13 protein-coding genes and 1 pseudogene are annotated in these 16,563 nt (G+C 67.5%); 8 read left to right on the forward strand and 6 right to left on the reverse strand.

Annotated elements, in window-relative coordinates:
• Positions 1 to 16: 16 nt before the first annotated feature.
• The 3 genes from BM162_RS19985 to BM162_RS19995 form a co-directional block, all read right to left on the reverse strand.
• On the reverse strand, positions 17 to 1,519 hold the full coding sequence (locus tag BM162_RS19985) for a tripartite tricarboxylate transporter permease (RefSeq protein ID WP_093425417.1): 1,503 nt from the start codon (positions 1,517 to 1,519) through the stop codon (positions 17 to 19).
• 22 nt (positions 1,520 to 1,541) lie between these two features.
• Positions 1,542 to 1,961, reverse strand: a complete 420-nt coding sequence (locus BM162_RS19990; RefSeq protein ID WP_093425419.1) for a tripartite tricarboxylate transporter TctB family protein — start codon at positions 1,959 to 1,961, stop codon at positions 1,542 to 1,544.
• Between the two features lie 62 nt (positions 1,962 to 2,023).
• On the reverse strand, positions 2,024 to 3,073 hold the full coding sequence (locus tag BM162_RS19995; RefSeq protein ID WP_093425421.1) for a type 2 periplasmic-binding domain-containing protein: 1,050 nt from the start codon (positions 3,071 to 3,073) through the stop codon (positions 2,024 to 2,026).
• 237 nt (positions 3,074 to 3,310) lie between these two features.
• On the opposite strand from BM162_RS19995, the gene araD reads away from it, so the two are divergent.
• From araD to BM162_RS20025, 6 genes are all read left to right on the forward strand, one after another.
• The gene (gene araD, locus BM162_RS20000; protein ID WP_093425423.1) at positions 3,311 to 5,053 is read left to right on the forward strand and encodes an L-arabinonate dehydratase; all 1,743 of its coding nucleotides are present in this window, start codon (positions 3,311 to 3,313) and stop codon (positions 5,051 to 5,053) included.
• Between the two features lie 10 nt (positions 5,054 to 5,063).
• On the forward strand, positions 5,064 to 5,963 hold the full coding sequence (locus tag BM162_RS20005; RefSeq protein ID WP_093425425.1) for a dihydrodipicolinate synthase family protein: 900 nt from the start codon (positions 5,064 to 5,066) through the stop codon (positions 5,961 to 5,963).
• Between the two features lie 70 nt (positions 5,964 to 6,033).
• Positions 6,034 to 6,744 (forward strand): ribonuclease activity regulator RraA, encoded by a 711-nt coding sequence (locus tag BM162_RS20010; protein ID WP_093425426.1) that lies wholly within the window; start codon positions 6,034 to 6,036, stop codon positions 6,742 to 6,744.
• A 524-nt stretch (positions 6,745 to 7,268) separates the two neighbouring features.
• Positions 7,269 to 8,243 carry an ABC transporter substrate-binding protein gene (locus BM162_RS20015; protein WP_093425441.1) on the forward strand — a complete coding sequence of 325 codons (975 nt, stop codon included), beginning with the start codon at positions 7,269 to 7,271 and terminating at the stop codon, positions 8,241 to 8,243.
• A gap of 96 nt (positions 8,244 to 8,339) precedes the next feature.
• Positions 8,340 to 9,374 carry an ABC transporter permease gene (locus BM162_RS20020; RefSeq protein WP_093425428.1) on the forward strand — a complete coding sequence of 345 codons (1,035 nt, stop codon included), beginning with the start codon at positions 8,340 to 8,342 and terminating at the stop codon, positions 9,372 to 9,374.
• Positions 9,375 to 9,384: 10 nt separating this feature from the next.
• Positions 9,385 to 10,440, forward strand: coding sequence for a quaternary amine ABC transporter ATP-binding protein (locus tag BM162_RS20025; RefSeq protein ID WP_093425430.1), 1,056 nt, complete (start codon positions 9,385 to 9,387; stop codon positions 10,438 to 10,440).
• A gap of 205 nt (positions 10,441 to 10,645) precedes the next feature.
• Here BM162_RS20025 and BM162_RS20035 read toward each other — a convergent pair.
• A pseudogene (locus BM162_RS20035) lies at positions 10,646 to 11,074 on the reverse strand (N-methylproline demethylase); the annotation flags it as partial.
• 37 nt (positions 11,075 to 11,111) lie between these two features.
• Between BM162_RS20035 and BM162_RS20040 the strand changes: the two are divergent.
• Positions 11,112 to 12,530: a DUF2252 domain-containing protein gene (locus BM162_RS20040; RefSeq protein WP_093425433.1), complete on the forward strand. Its 1,419-nt coding sequence runs from the start codon at positions 11,112 to 11,114 to the stop codon at positions 12,528 to 12,530.
• Between the two features lie 157 nt (positions 12,531 to 12,687).
• Here BM162_RS20040 and BM162_RS20045 read toward each other — a convergent pair whose 3' ends face one another.
• Positions 12,688 to 15,738: an efflux RND transporter permease subunit gene (locus BM162_RS20045; protein WP_093425435.1), complete on the reverse strand. Its 3,051-nt coding sequence runs from the start codon at positions 15,736 to 15,738 to the stop codon at positions 12,688 to 12,690.
• Positions 15,735 to 16,442: an efflux RND transporter periplasmic adaptor subunit gene (locus BM162_RS20050; protein ID WP_093425436.1), complete on the reverse strand. Its 708-nt coding sequence runs from the start codon at positions 16,440 to 16,442 to the stop codon at positions 15,735 to 15,737. The genes BM162_RS20045 and BM162_RS20050 overlap by 4 nt, the downstream gene beginning before the upstream one ends.
• Between BM162_RS20050 and BM162_RS20055 the strand changes: the two genes are divergently transcribed.
• Positions 16,371 to 16,563 (forward strand): transposase (locus BM162_RS20055; RefSeq protein WP_143096241.1); only part of this gene is annotated, 193 nt, incomplete at its 3' end. The genes BM162_RS20050 and BM162_RS20055 overlap by 72 nt on opposite strands.

Genomic DNA, 16,563 nt, shown 5'->3' on the forward strand with positions numbered 1-16,563 from the left:
GGCACGGCTTCGCAACTCATGCCGGCTGTTCCGTCGCGGTCCGGCGTTTGCGCGACAGCATGACCGAGCCGATGACCGAGCCCGCGATCAGCACCCACAGGACCATGGCGATCCAGCTCTTGGTGAAGAAGATGGTCAGGTCGCCGAAGGACTCGAGGCTCTTGATGAAGTAGACCTCGGCGGACGGGCCGAGAATGAAGCCGATGATGAAAGGCGCCACCTCCAGCCGCAGCTTCACGACCAGCCAGCCGAACAGGCCGAAGATCAGAAGCGTCCAGACGTCGAACATGATGCCGTAGTTGATCGTGTAGGCGCCGATCACGCACATCATGAGGATGATGGGGAACAGGACGTGCTTGGGTACGGTCACGACCATCGCGAAGTAGCGGATCGCGAAGTACATCATCGCGAACATGGCGATGTTGGCGATCACCATCGCGAAGATCATCGCGTTCCAGGTCTCGGGGTTGTTGCCGATGAAAAGCGGCCCGACCTGGATGCCCTGCAGCGTGAAGGCGCCGATCAGCAGCGCAGTGGTGGAATCGCCGGGGATGCCCAGCGACAGGAGCGGGACGAGCGCGCCGCCGGTCAGGCCGTTGTTGCCCGCCTCGGACGCCATCAGCCCTTCGGGTTCGCCGTTGCCGAAGCTCTCGGGCTTCTTCGAGAAGGTCTTGGCGTTCGAGTAGGCCAGGATCGACGCCGCCGAGCCGCCGACGCCGGGCAGGATGCCCACGAAGGTGCCGATGCCGGACGAGCGCACGAGATTGACCAGTTGGCCGCGGAAGACCGAGAAGGAGAAGCTCGACGACTTCCCAAGCTTCACGGTGTCTGCCGAATGCCCCTCGGGCACGCCGCGCTCGGCCTCCTCAAGAATGGCGGCGAGGCCGAAGAGACCGATCAGCACAGGCAGGAGCGCGAAGCCGCCTTCAAGCCAGTACTCGGTCCCCGGCGGCACCAGGCGGATCTCGCCGTTGCCGCCGTCCGAGATGTCGTAGACGCCGATCAGGCTGATGAAAATGCCCAGAAAGCCCGAGAAGATGCCCAGCAGCATGCTGTTGGACAGCGCGCCCATCACCGTCAGGGCGAACAGGATGATCAGGAACTTCTCGACATACGAAAAGCGGATCGCGAAATCCGCGAGTGCCGGCGCGAAGAGGTAGAGCGCGGCGAGGCTGATGATGCCGCCCACGAACGAGGCGCAGATGCCGATCCTGAGCGCTTTCTCGCCCTCACCCTTCTGGCTCATCGGATAGCCGTCGAAGGTGGTGGTGATCGAGGAGGGCGTGCCGGGAATGCCCAGCAGGATCGCCGGGACCAGTCCACCCGAGATGCCGCCGACATAGAGGCCCAGAAGCAGGGCGAGCCCGTTCTCCAGCCCCAGCGAGTAGGTCAGCGGCAGGCAGACGGCGACGGCCATCGTGGCGGTCATGCCGGGAATGGCGCCGAACACGACGCCGACGAAGGTGCCGCCGACGATCAGGGCCAGGAACAGCGGCGTGACGAGGTCGAAGAATTCCATGGGTCTCTCCGCGCGGGGCCGGTCAGGGCAGCGTCAGGAAGAAGAGGTCGGTGAACAGCCACCACACCAGCGTGGGCGCGACGAGCGCCGTGACGACCACCGGGATCGTCTTGCGCGGACGGCGGTCGTGCATGAACAGCAGGCCCGTCAGCAGGACATAGGGGATCGAGCAGATCAGGAAGCCGAGGCCGGTGTTCGGCCAGACGTTGCCCACCGGCACCATCAGCGAGAAATAGAGCACCGTAAGCCCGATGGTCCCGAGGAACCGAACCTTGTCCATCCGGTCGAACACGCCGCGCCAGTGCGCGCCCGCATGCGCGATCTCGTGGCGGCGAGTGATCAGGATGGCGAGGCCCAGAAGGGCCAGCATGATGCCGATGATTGTCGGAAAGACGAGATGCGACGTCTCGAAGTCAATCGTCACCTGCGTGAGGTCACCCATCACGTTTCCTCCCTGCGGTGGGTGCGGCCCGGCCGAGCAGCCGGGCCGTTGATGTCAGGAGATCAGGACTCGGTCGAGATCTCTTCGATCACCTGCTCGTAGGTGCCGCGCTTGTTCTGAAGATGCTCGCGCGCCTCGTCCGAGGGCAGGAAGTTCGGGATGAAGAACGACGCCTTCTGACGCTCCTGGATCTCACCCGCCTCGAAGATCTCGGTCAGCGCGGTGTCGATCTGCTCGACGATGGCCGGGTCCATCTCAGGGTTGAAGAGGAAGAAGAACTCCTTGTCGAAGGTGAAGTCCTGCTCTCCGTCGAGCGTAACGCTGGTCTCGGGGCTGGCGTACTGCAGCAGCTCGTCGCGCGTGGTGTCGCCCATGCCTTCGGCCGGCGCCTGCTCGAGCGTCGAGGGACGCGCGGTGATCCACACGAACTCCATCGCCTTCTGGTCGTCCTCGGGCAGCTGCGTGAACTGTTCGTTGGCCTGGATCGAGCCGTTGATGACGTCGGCCAGATCGTCCCACATCGCCTGGTTCTTGTCCGACTGCGAGCCGGTGTTGACGGCGACGATGTTCTCTTCCGATCCCGGCGCGCGGACGCGGGCCGCGTTCTTCATGGCCGAGAAGCCGATCTCGGACACGCCGCCGGGCTGGATCGCGACGCGCACGCGCTCGCCGTTCTCGGCCGCCGTCAGGATGTCGTCCATCGACTGATAGGGGCTGTCCTTGGGGACGAGGTACGCGTTGCCCGGGTTGATCGCGACGGTCGGGCCGACGGTGTAGTTCTCGAAGATGTCCTGGTAGCCGCGCACGCCGTAGAGGTTCCCCAGGTACGACTGGTCGTGGAAGATCATCAGCGTGGTGCCGCGGCTGTCGCGGTCGAGGGCCTTGAACGCCTCTGTCGCGCCGACGGCGTCGACCTTGATGTTGATCCCCAGGTGCTCGGACAGGGCGTCGGCGACGATGGACGAGTTCTGGTAGGTGTCGCCGCCGGTCGAGGTCGATCCGATCACGAGGCGCACGTTGCCCGGCAGTTCCTGCGCCGCGGCGGCGAAAGGCTGGGCCAGCAGGGCCGTGGCGCTGGCCGCGGCCAGAATCGTTCTGCGAGTAAACTTCATGGGTGTCCTCCCGTTCGTCCGGCCATGGGGCCGGGGTGTGCAGACCCGGACATCTCCTCCGTCCGGTACGCATCGGCGTGAATGCGCATGCATGATCTTTCAACATGAGTCGGATGAGCTGTCAACGGGCACGAATTTCGTGGGGCTGCTAACGCTTGTGATCCCCAGTCGCGTTGACATGCGACGATGACTACGCATACACGATGCTCAGTGAGGTCAGTACGACGGGAGGCACCGATGGGCGAGTCGACAGGAAAGACACCCGAGACGCTGCGCAGCGCGCGCTGGTTCGCGCCCGACGACCTGCGCAGCTTCGGGCATCGGTCGCGGATGATGCAGCTCGGCTATGACGAGGAGGATTTCCGCGGCAAGCCGATCATCGGCGTGCTGAACACCTGGTCGGAGCTGAACTCCTGTCACGGCCATTTCCGCGAACGGGCGCAGGACGTGAAACGCGGCGTGGCGCAGGCGGGCGGCTTCGCCGTCGAGATGCCGTCGCTGTCGGTGGACGAAAGCTTCACCAAGCCGTCCTCCATGCTCTACCGCAACATGCTGGCGATGGAGACCGAAGAGATGATCCGCTCGCACCCGCTCGACGGCGTGGTGCTGATGGGCGGCTGCGACAAGACCACGCCCGGCCTCGTCATGGGCGCGCTGACCGCGGGCGTGCCGATGATCTATCTGCCCGCCGGGCCGATGTTGCGCGGGCACTACGCCGGCCGCATCCTCGGTTCGGGCTCGGACGCCTGGAAGTTCTGGGACGAGCGCCGCGCCGGCAACATCACAGACGAGGAATGGCTGGGCATCCAGGGCGGCATAGCCCGTTCTGTCGGCACCTGCATGACCATGGGCACCGCCTCGACCATGACGGCGATCACCGACGCGATGGGCCTGACGCTGCCCGGCGCGTCCTCGATCCCGGCCGCCGACTCAGGTCACCAGCGCATGTCGACCGCCTGTGGCCGCCGCATCGTCGAGATGGTGTGGGAAGACCTCGGCCCCGAGCGCATCGTCACCGATGCCGCCGTGCGCAATGCCGCCATCGTCGCGATGGCGACCGGCTGTTCGACCAACGCCGTCGTCCACCTGATCGCCATGGCGCGCCGGGCCGGTGTCGACTTCACGCTTGACGACCTCGACGAACTCGGCCGCACCACACCGCTGATCGCCAACGTCCGCCCCGCCGGCAAGGAGTACCTGATGGAGGACTTCTTCTATGCCGGTGGCCTGCGCGCGCTGATGAAGCAGATCGAGGAGCGGCTCGACACCTCCTGCGTCACCGTCACCGGCAAAACGCTGGGCGAGTGCCTGGAGGGGGCCGAGGTCTACAACGACGACGTCATCCGCCCGCTGTCGAACCCGGTCTACCACGAGGGCTCGCTGGCGCTGCTGCGCGGCAACCTCTGTCCGGACGGGGCGGTGATCAAGCCCGCCGCCTGCGATCCGAAGTTCCACGTCCACGAGGGCCCGGCGCTGGTCTTCGACAGCTATCCCGAAATGAAGAAGGCGGTCGACGACGAGACGCTCGACATCACGCCCGACCACGTCATGGTCCTGCGCAACGCGGGGCCGCAGGGCGGGCCGGGCTTCCCCGAATGGGGGATGCTCCCGATCCCGAAGGCGCTGATCAAGCAGGGCCACCGCGACATGCTGCGCATCTCGGACGCGCGGATGTCGGGCACCTCCTACGGCGCCTGCGTCCTGCACGTTGCGCCCGAGTCCTTCGTCGGGGGGGCGCTGGCGCTCTTGCGGACGGGCGACACCGTCCGGCTCGACCTGCCGAACCGCCGGCTCGACATGCTGGTGGACGAGGAAGAGCTCGAACGCCGCCGCGCCGCCTGGACACCGCCCGAGCCGCGGTTCGAGCGGGGCTACGGCTGGATGTTTTCGCGCCACGTGACGCAGGCCGACAAGGGCTGCGACTTCGACTACCTCGAGCGCGGCTTCGGCCGGGCGGCAGGCGAACCCGACATCTTCTGAGGAGCGGAACATGGCACACGACCTCGACACCGCCCTCGCGGGCATCTCCGGCATCCTCGTGACGCCTTACGACGAGGCGGGCGACATCGCGCCGGCCAAGCTTGCCCCGATCCTCGACCGGGCACTCGGCGCGGGCGTGCACATGGCGGTCGTCAACGGCAACACGGGCGAGTTCTATGCCCTGACCACCGACGAGGCCTGCACCATGGTGCGCGAGGTGGCCGGGCTGATCGACGGGCGCGCGCCGCTTCTGGCCGGCGTCGGGCGCGGTATCCGCGACGCCTGCCGGCTGGCCAAGGCCTCGGCCGACGCCGGGGCGACGGCTCTGATGATCCACCAGCCGCCCGACCCGTTCGTCGCGCCGCGCGGGACAGTGGATTACGTGAAGGCTGTCAGCGACGCCTCGGGCGGGCTGCCGATCATGCTCTACCTGCGCAACGACGCCATCGGCACGAAGGGGATCGAGGCGCTCTGCGCGCTGCCCGGCGTGAAGGGCGTGAAGTGGGCGACACCGAACCCGCTGCGCCTGGCCGAGGCAATCGCGGCCTGCGATCCGTCGATCACCTGGGTCGGCGGCCTGGCCGAGGTCTGGGCGCCGCCGTTCTACGCCGTCGGCGCGCGGGGCTTCACGTCCGGCCTGATCAACGTCTGGCCCGAGCGGTCCATGGCGATCCACGCCGCGCTCGAGGCCTCGGACTACGGCAAGGCACGCGAGCTGATCGCCGGGATGCGCGCCTTCGAGGACATCCGCGCCGAAGAGCTCAACGGCACCAACGTCACCGGCGTGAAGGCCGCACTGCAGGCGCTGGGGCAGGATTGCGGTCCCACGCGGCCGCCCTCGGCCTGGCCGCTGACCGAGGCGCAACAGGCGAAGATGCGCGACTTCCTGGCAAAGAACGGGCTGATCTGAAGCCTGCCGTGAAAATCAGGAGCCGCTCGAGCAAGGCGAGCGGCCCGAAAAACCCGAGGTGAGGACGACCATGAACGAAGACACGCGCCGGAAACTGACGGGCGTCTCGGTGGCGACGCTGGCCACAGCGCTCTACAAGCGGGGCCTGCGCAATCAGGTGATCCAGGGCGTGCACCCCGTCGCGCCCAAGGGCCGCAACATGGTGGGCCCCGCCTTCACCCTGCGCTACATGCCCGCGCGCGAGGACCGCAACCAGCTGTCCGAGTTCCGCAATCCCGAGCACCCCCAGCGCGTCGCGATCGAGACCTGCCCCGAGGGCCACGTGCTGGTCATGGACAGCCGCAAGAGCGCGACCGCGGCTTCTGCCGGCGACATCCTGATCACCCGCCTGATGAAGCGCGGCGGGGCGGGCGTGGTCACCGACGGCGGCTTCCGCGACGCGGCGACCATCGGAGGGCTCGACATCCCGGCCTATCACACGCGGCCCTCAAGCCCCACGAACCTGACCACCAACGAGGCGATCGAGATCAACGGCCCGATCGGCTGCGGCGACGCGCCGGTGTTCCCGGGCGACGTGATCGTGGGCGACGACGACTGCGTCATCGTCATCCCGGCCGAGATCGCGAACGAGGTCGCCGACGAGGCGGTGGAGATGACCGCCTACGAGGATTTCGTGATCGAGCGCGTCAAGGACGGCGAGACGATCATCGGCCTCTATCCCTGCACCGAGGACGAACACCGCGAGCGGTTTGAGGCCTGGCGGAAGGAAAACGGGCGCTAACCCCTGCGCTCTTACGAGGCCGCCCTGCTGGGGCCTTTCCTGCTCTGCAGGATGGGCCCCGAGCGTTTGCCCGGGAACTCGTTCCGCGGCTATTCCGTCTGGTTAAGCGACGGGGCCCAATTCTTCCCTGGCGGTGACCCGGCCAAGCGCACGGACGCCCGCGCTCTGAGTCGAACGCGAGGTGCAGGAGGGTGATTACGCCGGTCCTCTCGCCGCATTCGGCCCGCTCGGTTGCCTTAGCTCCGCTCGCGCGGGAGGGCTGTGAACCCGGTGTCGCACCAGCCCGCGCCGTTGGCGAGGCGCCCTGGCCGCGGCCGGGCGCAGGCGAACGGCTCCGTCCCGTTGGCGGATGCGGATGAGCGTGTTTGAGTCCGGATTTCCGGGTTTCATCGGCGGCCATCCGCCGTTAGGTTCGCCGCCCACGCATGCCGGGCCAGCAATTATGCGAATGGCGATCCGCCGGTGCTTCTGCCGGTGCGGTGCCGCTTTTGCTCCCGGCGCAGGAAAAAGAAAACAGGATGCCGATGAAAAAGCTGACGCTTACCACCGCCTTCACGCTTCTCGCCGCGCCCGCCTTCGCGCAGGGCGACGCGAGCTGTGGCGAGGTGTCGATCACCGAGATGAACTGGGCCTCGGCCTCGGTCGTCACCAACGTGGCGAACTTCATCCTCGAGCAGGGCTATGGCTGCGACGTCTCGATCGTGCCGTCCGACACCGTGCCGGCCGTGACCTCGGTGGCCGAGAACAACGAGCCCGACATCGTGACCGAGCTGTGGACCAACGCCACCGGCAACGTCTATGAGCGCCTGAAGGAAGAGGGCCGCATCCGGGAACTGGGCGCCGTGCTCGATCCCGGCGGCGTCGACGCCTGGTGGATCCCGGCCTACCTGGCCGAGGAGCATCCCGAGCTGACCACCATCGAGGGCGTGCTCGAGAACCCCGAGCTGGTCGGCGGGCGCTTCCACAACTGCCCCGAGGGCTGGGGCTGCCGGGTGTTCAACGACAACCTGCTGCCCGTCTTCGGTGTCGAGGAGGCCGGCATCGAGGTCTTCAACCACGGCTCGGGCGAAACGCTGGCGACCTCGATCGCCTCGGCCTACGAGAACGAGGAGCCGTGGTTCGGCTATTACTGGGCCCCGACGGCGGTGATCGGCCGCTATGACATGGTCCAGGTCGACATGGGCGAGTATGACCAGGAGGCGCACGAGGCCGCGCAGAACCCCGACGCCACCGACGTCGGCCGCACCTCGTTCCCGCCCGCGCCGGTGAAGACCGCCGTGACCAACGAGTTCGCCGAGAGCCACCCCGAGCTGGTCGAGTTCCTGTCGCAGATGACCTTCCCGACCGACGTGATGAACTCGGTCCTGAGCTGGATGGACGACAACTCCGCCTCGGGCGAGGAGGGCGCCGTCTACTTCCTGACCAACTACCAGGACATCTGGGGCGACTGGCTGAACGAGAGCGCGCAGGAGAACCTGCAGCAGGTGCTTCAGCAGTAAGCCGCTGACCGGGCAGGGGGCGCCGGCCGCCCCCTGCCGACTTTTCCTCGCCGCCCCGGGCGGCGAGGACACCACAAGAACAACGGGACGAAGCACATGGCGACCTACGACTGGGTGTTCGACACTCTGGGCCTGCGCGACTGGTGCGAGGGAGCGGGCGGAGACGCCGCCCCGCTGTCAATGGCCGACCTCATCGGCCAGAGCGGGGGCGGGACACCCGACCGCTCGATCTGGGACCTGCCGTTTCCGTCGATGGACGCGCTCAACGACGCGTGCGAGGCCTTTCCGCAGTCGCGCGAGGTGACGCGCGGGCTCGAGCAGGGCTTTCTCGACGTCAAGGATGCGCTGAGCTACGTGCTCGATCCCGTAACCCAGCCGCTCAGCTGGGCGCTGGAATACGCGCTGCTGGCCTTCCAGGCGACGCCGTGGTGGGTGATGATCCCGCTTCTGGCCATCGTGATCTGGTTCGTCAGCCGCTCGGCCGGGCTGGTGGCCTTCGTGGCCGGATCGCTCGCCGCGCTGGCCTTCATCGACTACTACGACTACGCCATGCAGACGCTGGCGGTGATCACCGTCTGCGCCTTGATCTGCGTGCTTCTGGGCGTGCCCATCGGCATCGCCATGTCGCGCTCCGACAAGCTGCAGAACGCCATGATCCCGGTGCTGGACATGCTGCAGACGCTGCCGCCCTTCGTCTACCTGATCCCGCTGATCTTCCTGTTCTCGGTGACCGAGCCCAAGCTCTATGGTATCGCCATCATCCTTTACGCCATCGTGCCGGTGGTCCGCCTGACGAACCTCGGCATCCGGCTGGTGGACAAGGAGGTGATCGAGGCCGCCGACGCCTTCGGCATGACCAAGCGCCAGAAGCTCTACGGCGTGCAGATCCCGCTGGCGCTGCCCAACATCATGGCCGGCGTGAACCAGACGATCATGATGAGCCTTGCCATGGTGGTGATCGCCTCGCTCGTCTCGGCGCCGGGTCTCGGCGTGCTGGTGCTGCGCGGCATCCGCAACCTCGAGCTGGGCGTGGGCCTCGTCTCGGGGCTGGGCATCGTGCTCCTCGCGGTCATCCTCGACCGCTCCACCAAGGCGGCGCTCGCGCGCGTCAACGCCGCGCAGAAGCACTGAGGAGGGCGACATGGCCGATCCCAAGATCTCGATCCGTCATCTCTACAAGATCTTCGGCGCGACGCCGAAGCGCGCGCTCGAACACGTCAAGGCGGGCATGGGCAAGTCCGAGCTGCTCGAGACCCACCACCACGTGCTGGGCCTGCGTGACATCAACGTCGACATGCAGCCCGGCGAGATCACCGTGATCATGGGCTTGTCCGGCTCGGGCAAGTCCACGCTGATCCGCCACCTCAACCGCCTGATCGACCCCACCGACGGCGAGGTGATCGTGAACGGCGAGAACATCATGGACTATTCCGAGGCCAAGCTGCGCAGGCTGCGGCGCGAGAACATGTCGATGGTGTTCCAGAAGTTCGCCCTGCTGCCGCACCGCACGGTGCTGGAGAACGCCGCCACGCCGCTGATCGTCGAGGGCGCGCGCCCGCGCGACTACGAGGCCGAGGCGACGAAGTGGCTCGACCGCGTCGGGCTCGAGGGGCAGGGGGGGCAGTATCCGCACCAGCTTTCGGGCGGGATGCAGCAGCGCGTGGGCATTGCGCGGGCGCTGACCTCGAACTCGGACATCATGCTGATGGACGAGGCGTTCTCGGCCCTCGACCCGCTGATCCGCACCGACATGCAGGACCTGCTGATCGAGCTTCAGCGCGAACTGGCGAAGACCATCGTCTTCATCACCCACGACCTGGACGAGGCGCTGAAGCTGGCGGACCACCTGGTGATCCTGAAGGACGGCGAGGTGATCCAGCAGGGCGAGCCGCAGCACATCCTGATGCATCCCAACGATCCCTACATCGTGGACTTCATCTCGGACATCAACCGCGCCCGCGTGCTGCGCGCCCGGACGGTGATGGAGAAGACGTCGGCCGACCCCGGCGGCCTGGCCGGCACCGTGGCCCCCGACGCCACGCTCGAGTCGGTCATCGCCAAGTCGCAGGGCGACACGACGCTGTCCTACCGCGTCGCGCGCGACGGCGAACAGGTGGGCGTCCTGTCCATGCGCGAGGTGGTCAAGGCGCTCGTCCCCACCGACGCCGCCGAAGGAGGCCTGCGCCGCGCGTCGTGAGCGGGCCGTCCGTCCAGCGGTGGGCGGCGACGATCCAGTCTCCGAACAGACGCGCCTCGGCCGAGGCGCGGGGATGTACGCGCAGGTAGAAGGGCTGCGGCGAGGGGATGCACTCGGGCACGAGGTCCACCAGCCGTCGCGCGCGACGGCAGGCCGGGGTTACGAGCCGGGCGAGCGGACGGCACTCCGCTCGCCGCGGATCGCCTCACGCCGCCTTCACGAGCCGCAGCGCGTCGTAGATCGCGGCGTGGGTGTTGCGCGCGGCGACGGCGTCGCCGATGCGGAAGAGCTGGTAGGTGCCGTCCTGGTTGCGCGCCACGTCCTGCGGGCGGCCTGCGACCAGCGCCTCGTAATCCACCTCGTCAAGGTTCAGCGATCCGGGTCGGAGTTCGGAATAGACGTCGTCGAGCGGGCGCGTGCCGTGGTTGACGATAACCTGATCCACCCGCCGCTCGCACCTGGCGCCGCCGTAGTCGCTGCCGAGGAGGGCGAGCAGCTCGTTGCCGTCGCGGCGGACCGCGTCGAGCTACCACGTCACCGTGAAGGTGATGTCGCGCGTCTGGAGTTCGCGCATGGACGGCGTCAGCCACACGATGTTGCGGCGGTGGACCGGGGGCGAGCCGGAACAGCGTGGACCGGGAAGCGTTGGCAGTACTTTCGCGAGGACTTGAATGGCGCAGAAAAAGAAGCCGCAGGAGAGGCCTCCCGAGGCTGAGGACATTCCATCGTCTTGGATCGCCGAAGGCCGCGTCGAAAGCTTTCGTGCCCTGGCCAAGCGCGTTGCGAGTGGCGAGGAACTGTTCCCCCCGCTTCTGTTGCGGGGTCACGCGCGACGCGCACATGTGCGCGCCACGCTGCGCGAGGATCACGCCTCGCGGATCGAACAACGGTCCTTCGGCGCTCGCGTGAAGTTCGACGAGCTGTCCGGAGACTTCTACAAGTTCTTTCGCGGCACCGCGCTTCTCTTCTACCGCGACATGGTGGGACAGGATGCCGGGATGCCGACGGTCATGGCGCTCGGCGATGTGCATCCGGAGAACTTCGGCGTGATGCCGGACCGGCACGGCGCGCCGATCTTCGGCGTCAACGACTTCGACGAGGCGGTTTATGCCCCATTCACCTGGGACATGAAGCGCGGCGCCACGGGGTTCTGGATCGCCGCAGGCGAGATTGCCGGCATGAAGCGCAAGAAGCGCCGCAAGGTCATCGCGCGCTTCGTCGAGGGATACCTCGACGCGATGCAGAGCTACGCCGAGCGTGCGACAGAGCGGAACGACGACTACCGGATGGACAACTCGCCCAAGGTCATCAGGCGCCTGTTCGACGAGGCCTGGGAGGAGCGCCGCACCTGGCTGTGGGATGACTACCTGAAACCGTCCGGCCGCGGCTTCGGGCCGGGCGATGAACTCCAGCCGCTGTCGGGCGAGATCGCGACCTTCCAAAAGGCGATCGATGCCTTGGCAAAGGAAAAGGGCATCGAGCCGTCCGAACGGGCGGGAACGCTAAAGGTCAAGGATGTCTGCGTGCGGCACGGCGAAGGGACGGCGTCGCTGGGCCTGCCGCGCTACTACGTCCTGATCGAGGGCCCGTCGAAGAACGCGACCGACGACCTGATCATTGAGTTCAAGCGCGCTCGCCGCTCCGCCCTTGACGGGCTGACGCCGCCGTCGGACTTCAAGGCCGGGGGAAAGGCCGACCGGATCGCCCACGGTCAGGCCGTGCAACTCGCTCACGGCGACATCTTCTATGGCGCGGCGACCGTCTGGGGGCAAAGCTACATGACGCGGGAGCGTGCGCCGTTCCGCGACGACATCGACCTCGACGAGCTGAGCGGCAGGACCTGGAAGGACTACGCCGAGGTTTGCGGCGCGGCACTGGCGCAGGCACACGCGCTTTCCGACGAGCTGGGCCGGATAGACTACGACGTCGAGCCCTCGATCGTCGCCGCCGCAAGCCCGCGACCGCTGTTCGTTTCGGACATCGTCGAATTCGCCGAGGAAGCGGCAGACCGGCTCTCCACGGATCACGCGTATTTTCGGGAGGATCATGCCTTGGGCGCCTTCGACCGTATCGAGCGGGCGTACCGATAGAGAGGTAGCACGGCGTATCCGGGTGCGCCCGGTCCGCTCCTCACCTCTGTCCGACCTGCCTCGGCCCAAGGCGGTCATGACCGACAGGCGGGCTCGGCAGCGCCGCAGTGATGTCCGTGAGGCCGAGAGGGCGAAGCGGCGGACGGGCAGGGCAGGGCTACGACGCAGCAACCTCTGCACGCGTCGCATCGCGCTGGAGCAGATCGTACAGGACCGGCGTCAGGAACAGGGTCAGCAGCGACGCGCCCAGGTAGCCGCCGATGATGACGATGCCGATCGAGAAGCGGCTTTCGGCGCCCGCGCCGCTGGACAGGACAAGCGGGACCGCGCCGAGGACGGTGGACATCACCGTCATCAGGATTGGCCGAAGCCGAACCGCCGACGCCTCGATCACCGCGTCTCGCACCGCGCGCCCGTCTTCGCGCAGCTGGTTGGCGAACTCGACGATCAGGATCCCGTTCTTCGCCATCAGGCCGATCAGCATGACCATCCCGACCTGGGAGTAGATGTTCACGGGCTCGTCCAGCACGAACAGCGTCATCAGCGACCCCGCCACCGCCAGCGGCACGGACAGCAAGATGATGACCGGCTGGATGAAGCTTTCGAATTGCGCGGCGAGCACGAGGAACACGACGAGCAGCGCGAGACTGAAGGTGATCAGGATGCCGCCCGACGTCTCCTGGTAGCTTTCGGCCTGCCCGGACCACGAGATCTGCATCTGCGACGGCAGCTCGTCCGCGATCCGCTCGACTGTCCCGATGGCCGAGCCGAGGTCCACGCCGTCGGCCAGCGACGCCGAGATCTCGACCGAGGGCTGGCGATCGAACCGGTTGAACGCCCGGACCGAGGCGCGCCGCTCAAGCTCGACCAGCCTGTCGAGCGGCACCAGGTCGCCGCTTTCGCTGCGGATGTAGAGGCTGCGCAGGTCCTCCGGTGCCGCGCGCGCCTCCTCCGGCGCCTGGAGCAGCACGGGGTACTGGCGGTCGCGCCGGATGAAATCCGTCACGTCCGCCGAGGCGAAGAAGGTGCGTACGCTGTCGGACACGGCGCGGGCGTCGACCCCGATCTGGCGCGCGAGGTCGCGGTTCACCCGGATGTCGTAGCCCGGCGTGTTCACCTCGTAGGCGCGGCGGACCCCGACGATGTCGCCGTTCTCGCGCAGGCGGTCGGCGAGGCGCGCAGAATACTCCGCCACCTGCTCGAAGCTCGGCGCGGTGACGATGATCCCGAGGCCGGAATCGCCGCCCGCGTCCAGCCCCGACGGCGCAAAGGACTGGACGCCGGCAAGCGTGATCTGATCGAATGACGGCCGAAGCTCCGAGATGACGTCGCGCGGGCCCATCTCCCGCTCGCCCCACGGGGCCATCGTGGCGACGATGAAGGCGCGCCCCTCCTCTCCGTAATGGCCGACGATCGAGATGACGTCCTCGACCGTGCCGTCTTCGCGGTAAGGGGCAATCAGGTCCTCGACCTGCCGCACCGCCGCGTCCGTCAGCCCCAGCGCCGAGCCCGCCGGCGCCGAGACGCTGACGAAGAAGGTGCCGCGATCCTCGTTCGGCGTAAGCTGCGAGGGAAGCTGCTGGTAGAGCGTCCAGGACATGCCGCTGAGGAACGCGGCGATCCCCAGCACCAGTGCAGGCGCTCCGACGGCGCGTGTCAGCGCGCGCCGGTAGCCGTCCGAAAGCCGCGCCGTCGCGCTGTGGACCATCCGCGCGAAGCGGCCCTCGCTCATCCCCTCGGTCAGCACGCGCGCGGCGATGACCGGGCACAGCGACAGCGCGACGAAGGTGGAGACCGCCACCGCGATAGCCAGGGTGATGCCGAACTCGGTAAACAGCTTGCCGATCTCGCCCTGCAGGAAGGACAGCGGCAGGAACACCGCGATCAGCGTGGCCGAGGTCGAGACGACGGCGAAGAACACCTGGTTGGCACCCTTGCGCGCGGCCTCGTGCGGGTCGTCGCCTTCCTCCACCCGCCGCTCGATGTTCTCGAGTACGACGATGGCGTCGTCGACGACCAACCCGATCGCCAGGATCAGCGCGAAGAGCGTGAGGATGTTGATCGAGAAGCCCGCCGCCCAGATCCCGGCGCAGGCGCCCAGAAGCGCGATGGGGATGGTCACCGCCGGCACGAGCGTCGCGCGCAGCGTGGTCAGGAACAGGTAGATGACGGCCACGACGATTGCCACGGCGATGGCAAGCGTCGTCAGCACCTGCCGGATCGAGTTCCGGATGAACTCCGCGTCGTCGCTAGTGATTTGCAGCTCCGTCCCCGCCGGCAGGTCCGACCGGATGGCCGAGACCTCTTCTTCCACCGCCGACGAGATCGAGAGCGTGTTCGCGGTTGCCTGCCGCAGGACGCCGATGCCGATCGCGGTCTCTCCGTTCGAGTGGAACAGCGTGTCGTCGGACTCCACCCCGATCTCGACCTCGGCCACGTCGCCCAGCCGCACCGGAACGCCGCCCCGGTCGCTGACGATCAGGTCCTCGAACGCGGCCACGTCGTCCAGCCGCGTCTGCGTGCGCAGCAGGTATGTGCGCGACTCGCTCTCGATCTGGCCGGCCGGAAGCTCGAGGTTGTTATCGCGCAGCGCCGACGACACCTCGTTCACCGTCACGCCGCGCGCCGCCATCGCGTCCGGGTCCAGCCAGACGCGCATGGCGTAGGGCCGGTCGCCGTAGATGTTGGCGGCGGCCACGCCGGGCAGGGTCTCGAGCCGGTCCACCACCGAGCGGTCGGCATAGTCGGTCAGGTCCGACGCCGACATCCGGTCCGATGTCATCGTCATCCAGATGATCGGGTCGCCCTGGCTGTCGTTCTTCTCGATTTCGGGTTCCTCGGCCTCGTCGGGCAGGTCGCCCGTGACCGACTGCACCGCCGCCCGCACGTCCGACGCCGCCTGGTCAATGTCGCGGCCCTGCCGGAAGGTGATCACGGTCCGCGAGCCGCCGAGCTCGGCCTCGGTGGTGAAGCGCTCGATCCCCGCCACGGTCGAGATCGCGCCCTCGATCACGGTCGTGATCTCCGCATCCACCACGCCCGGCCCCGCCCCGATATAGGGCACGCTCACCGTGACCTCGGCAGTGGTGGTGTCAGGCAGTTCGCGCACGGGCATCCGTGTCAGCGCCGCCGCGCCAAGGATGACGATGAGCAGCGACATCACGGTCGCGAGCACCGGGCGGCGCAGGCAGAGATCGGGCAGCGTCATTGCAGCCCCTCGCGCGCCACCTCCTCGGCCACCTCGACCGAGGCGCCGTCGGAGAGGTCGTCCCAGCCGGTCACCACGACCTGCGCGCCGTCCGAAAGCCCGTCCGTGATCTCGGTCAGGGCCCCCATCGATGCCCCGGTCTGCACCTCGGTGCGGGTCGCGGTGCCGTCCGAGACGGTGAAGACGTAGGTGGCGGTCCCTTCGCTGATGATCGCGTCGTCGGGCACGGCCAGCCCGTCGTAGGTGTCGAAGACCAGCTGCGTGCGCGCGAACATGCCGCCCACGAGCCGCCGGTCGCTGTTGTCGATCTCGGCTCGCACGATGAAGCTGCGCGAGTCGTCCTCGACCACCGGCGCGCGCACCGTCACCTCGCCCCGGAACGTCTGGTCGGGATAGGCCGGCGTGATCACGTCCACCGCCTGTCCGACCCCCACACGGCTGAAGTAGCGCTCGGGCAGGGCGAAATCGACGCGTACAACGGACAGGTCCGACAGCGGCGCGATGGTCGTCGAGGTGTCGAGGATTTGGCCCGGATCGGCGCTCACCAGCCCCAGGGTGCCCGCGTGGAGTGCCCCCGCTGGAGTGGTCCGCCCCCAGGGATAAAATGATCCCGTTATGGAGAGGACCAGAGAATGGCTGGGAAGCGAGAGAAGCCCGAGGACATCGTCTTGAAGCTGCGGCAGGTTGAAGTTCTGCAAGGCCAAGGACTATCGGTCGGTGATGCAGCGCGCCAGGTCGGCATCACGCAGCAGAGCTACTACCGCTGGCGCAGGCAGTATGGCGGCATGAGCCGCGATCAACTGAAGCGGCTCAAGGAACTGGAGG

Origin of the sequence: Tranquillimonas alkanivorans (genome assembly GCF_900115595.1) — a bacterium.
Lineage (GTDB): Bacteria > Pseudomonadota > Alphaproteobacteria > Rhodobacterales > Rhodobacteraceae > Tranquillimonas > Tranquillimonas alkanivorans.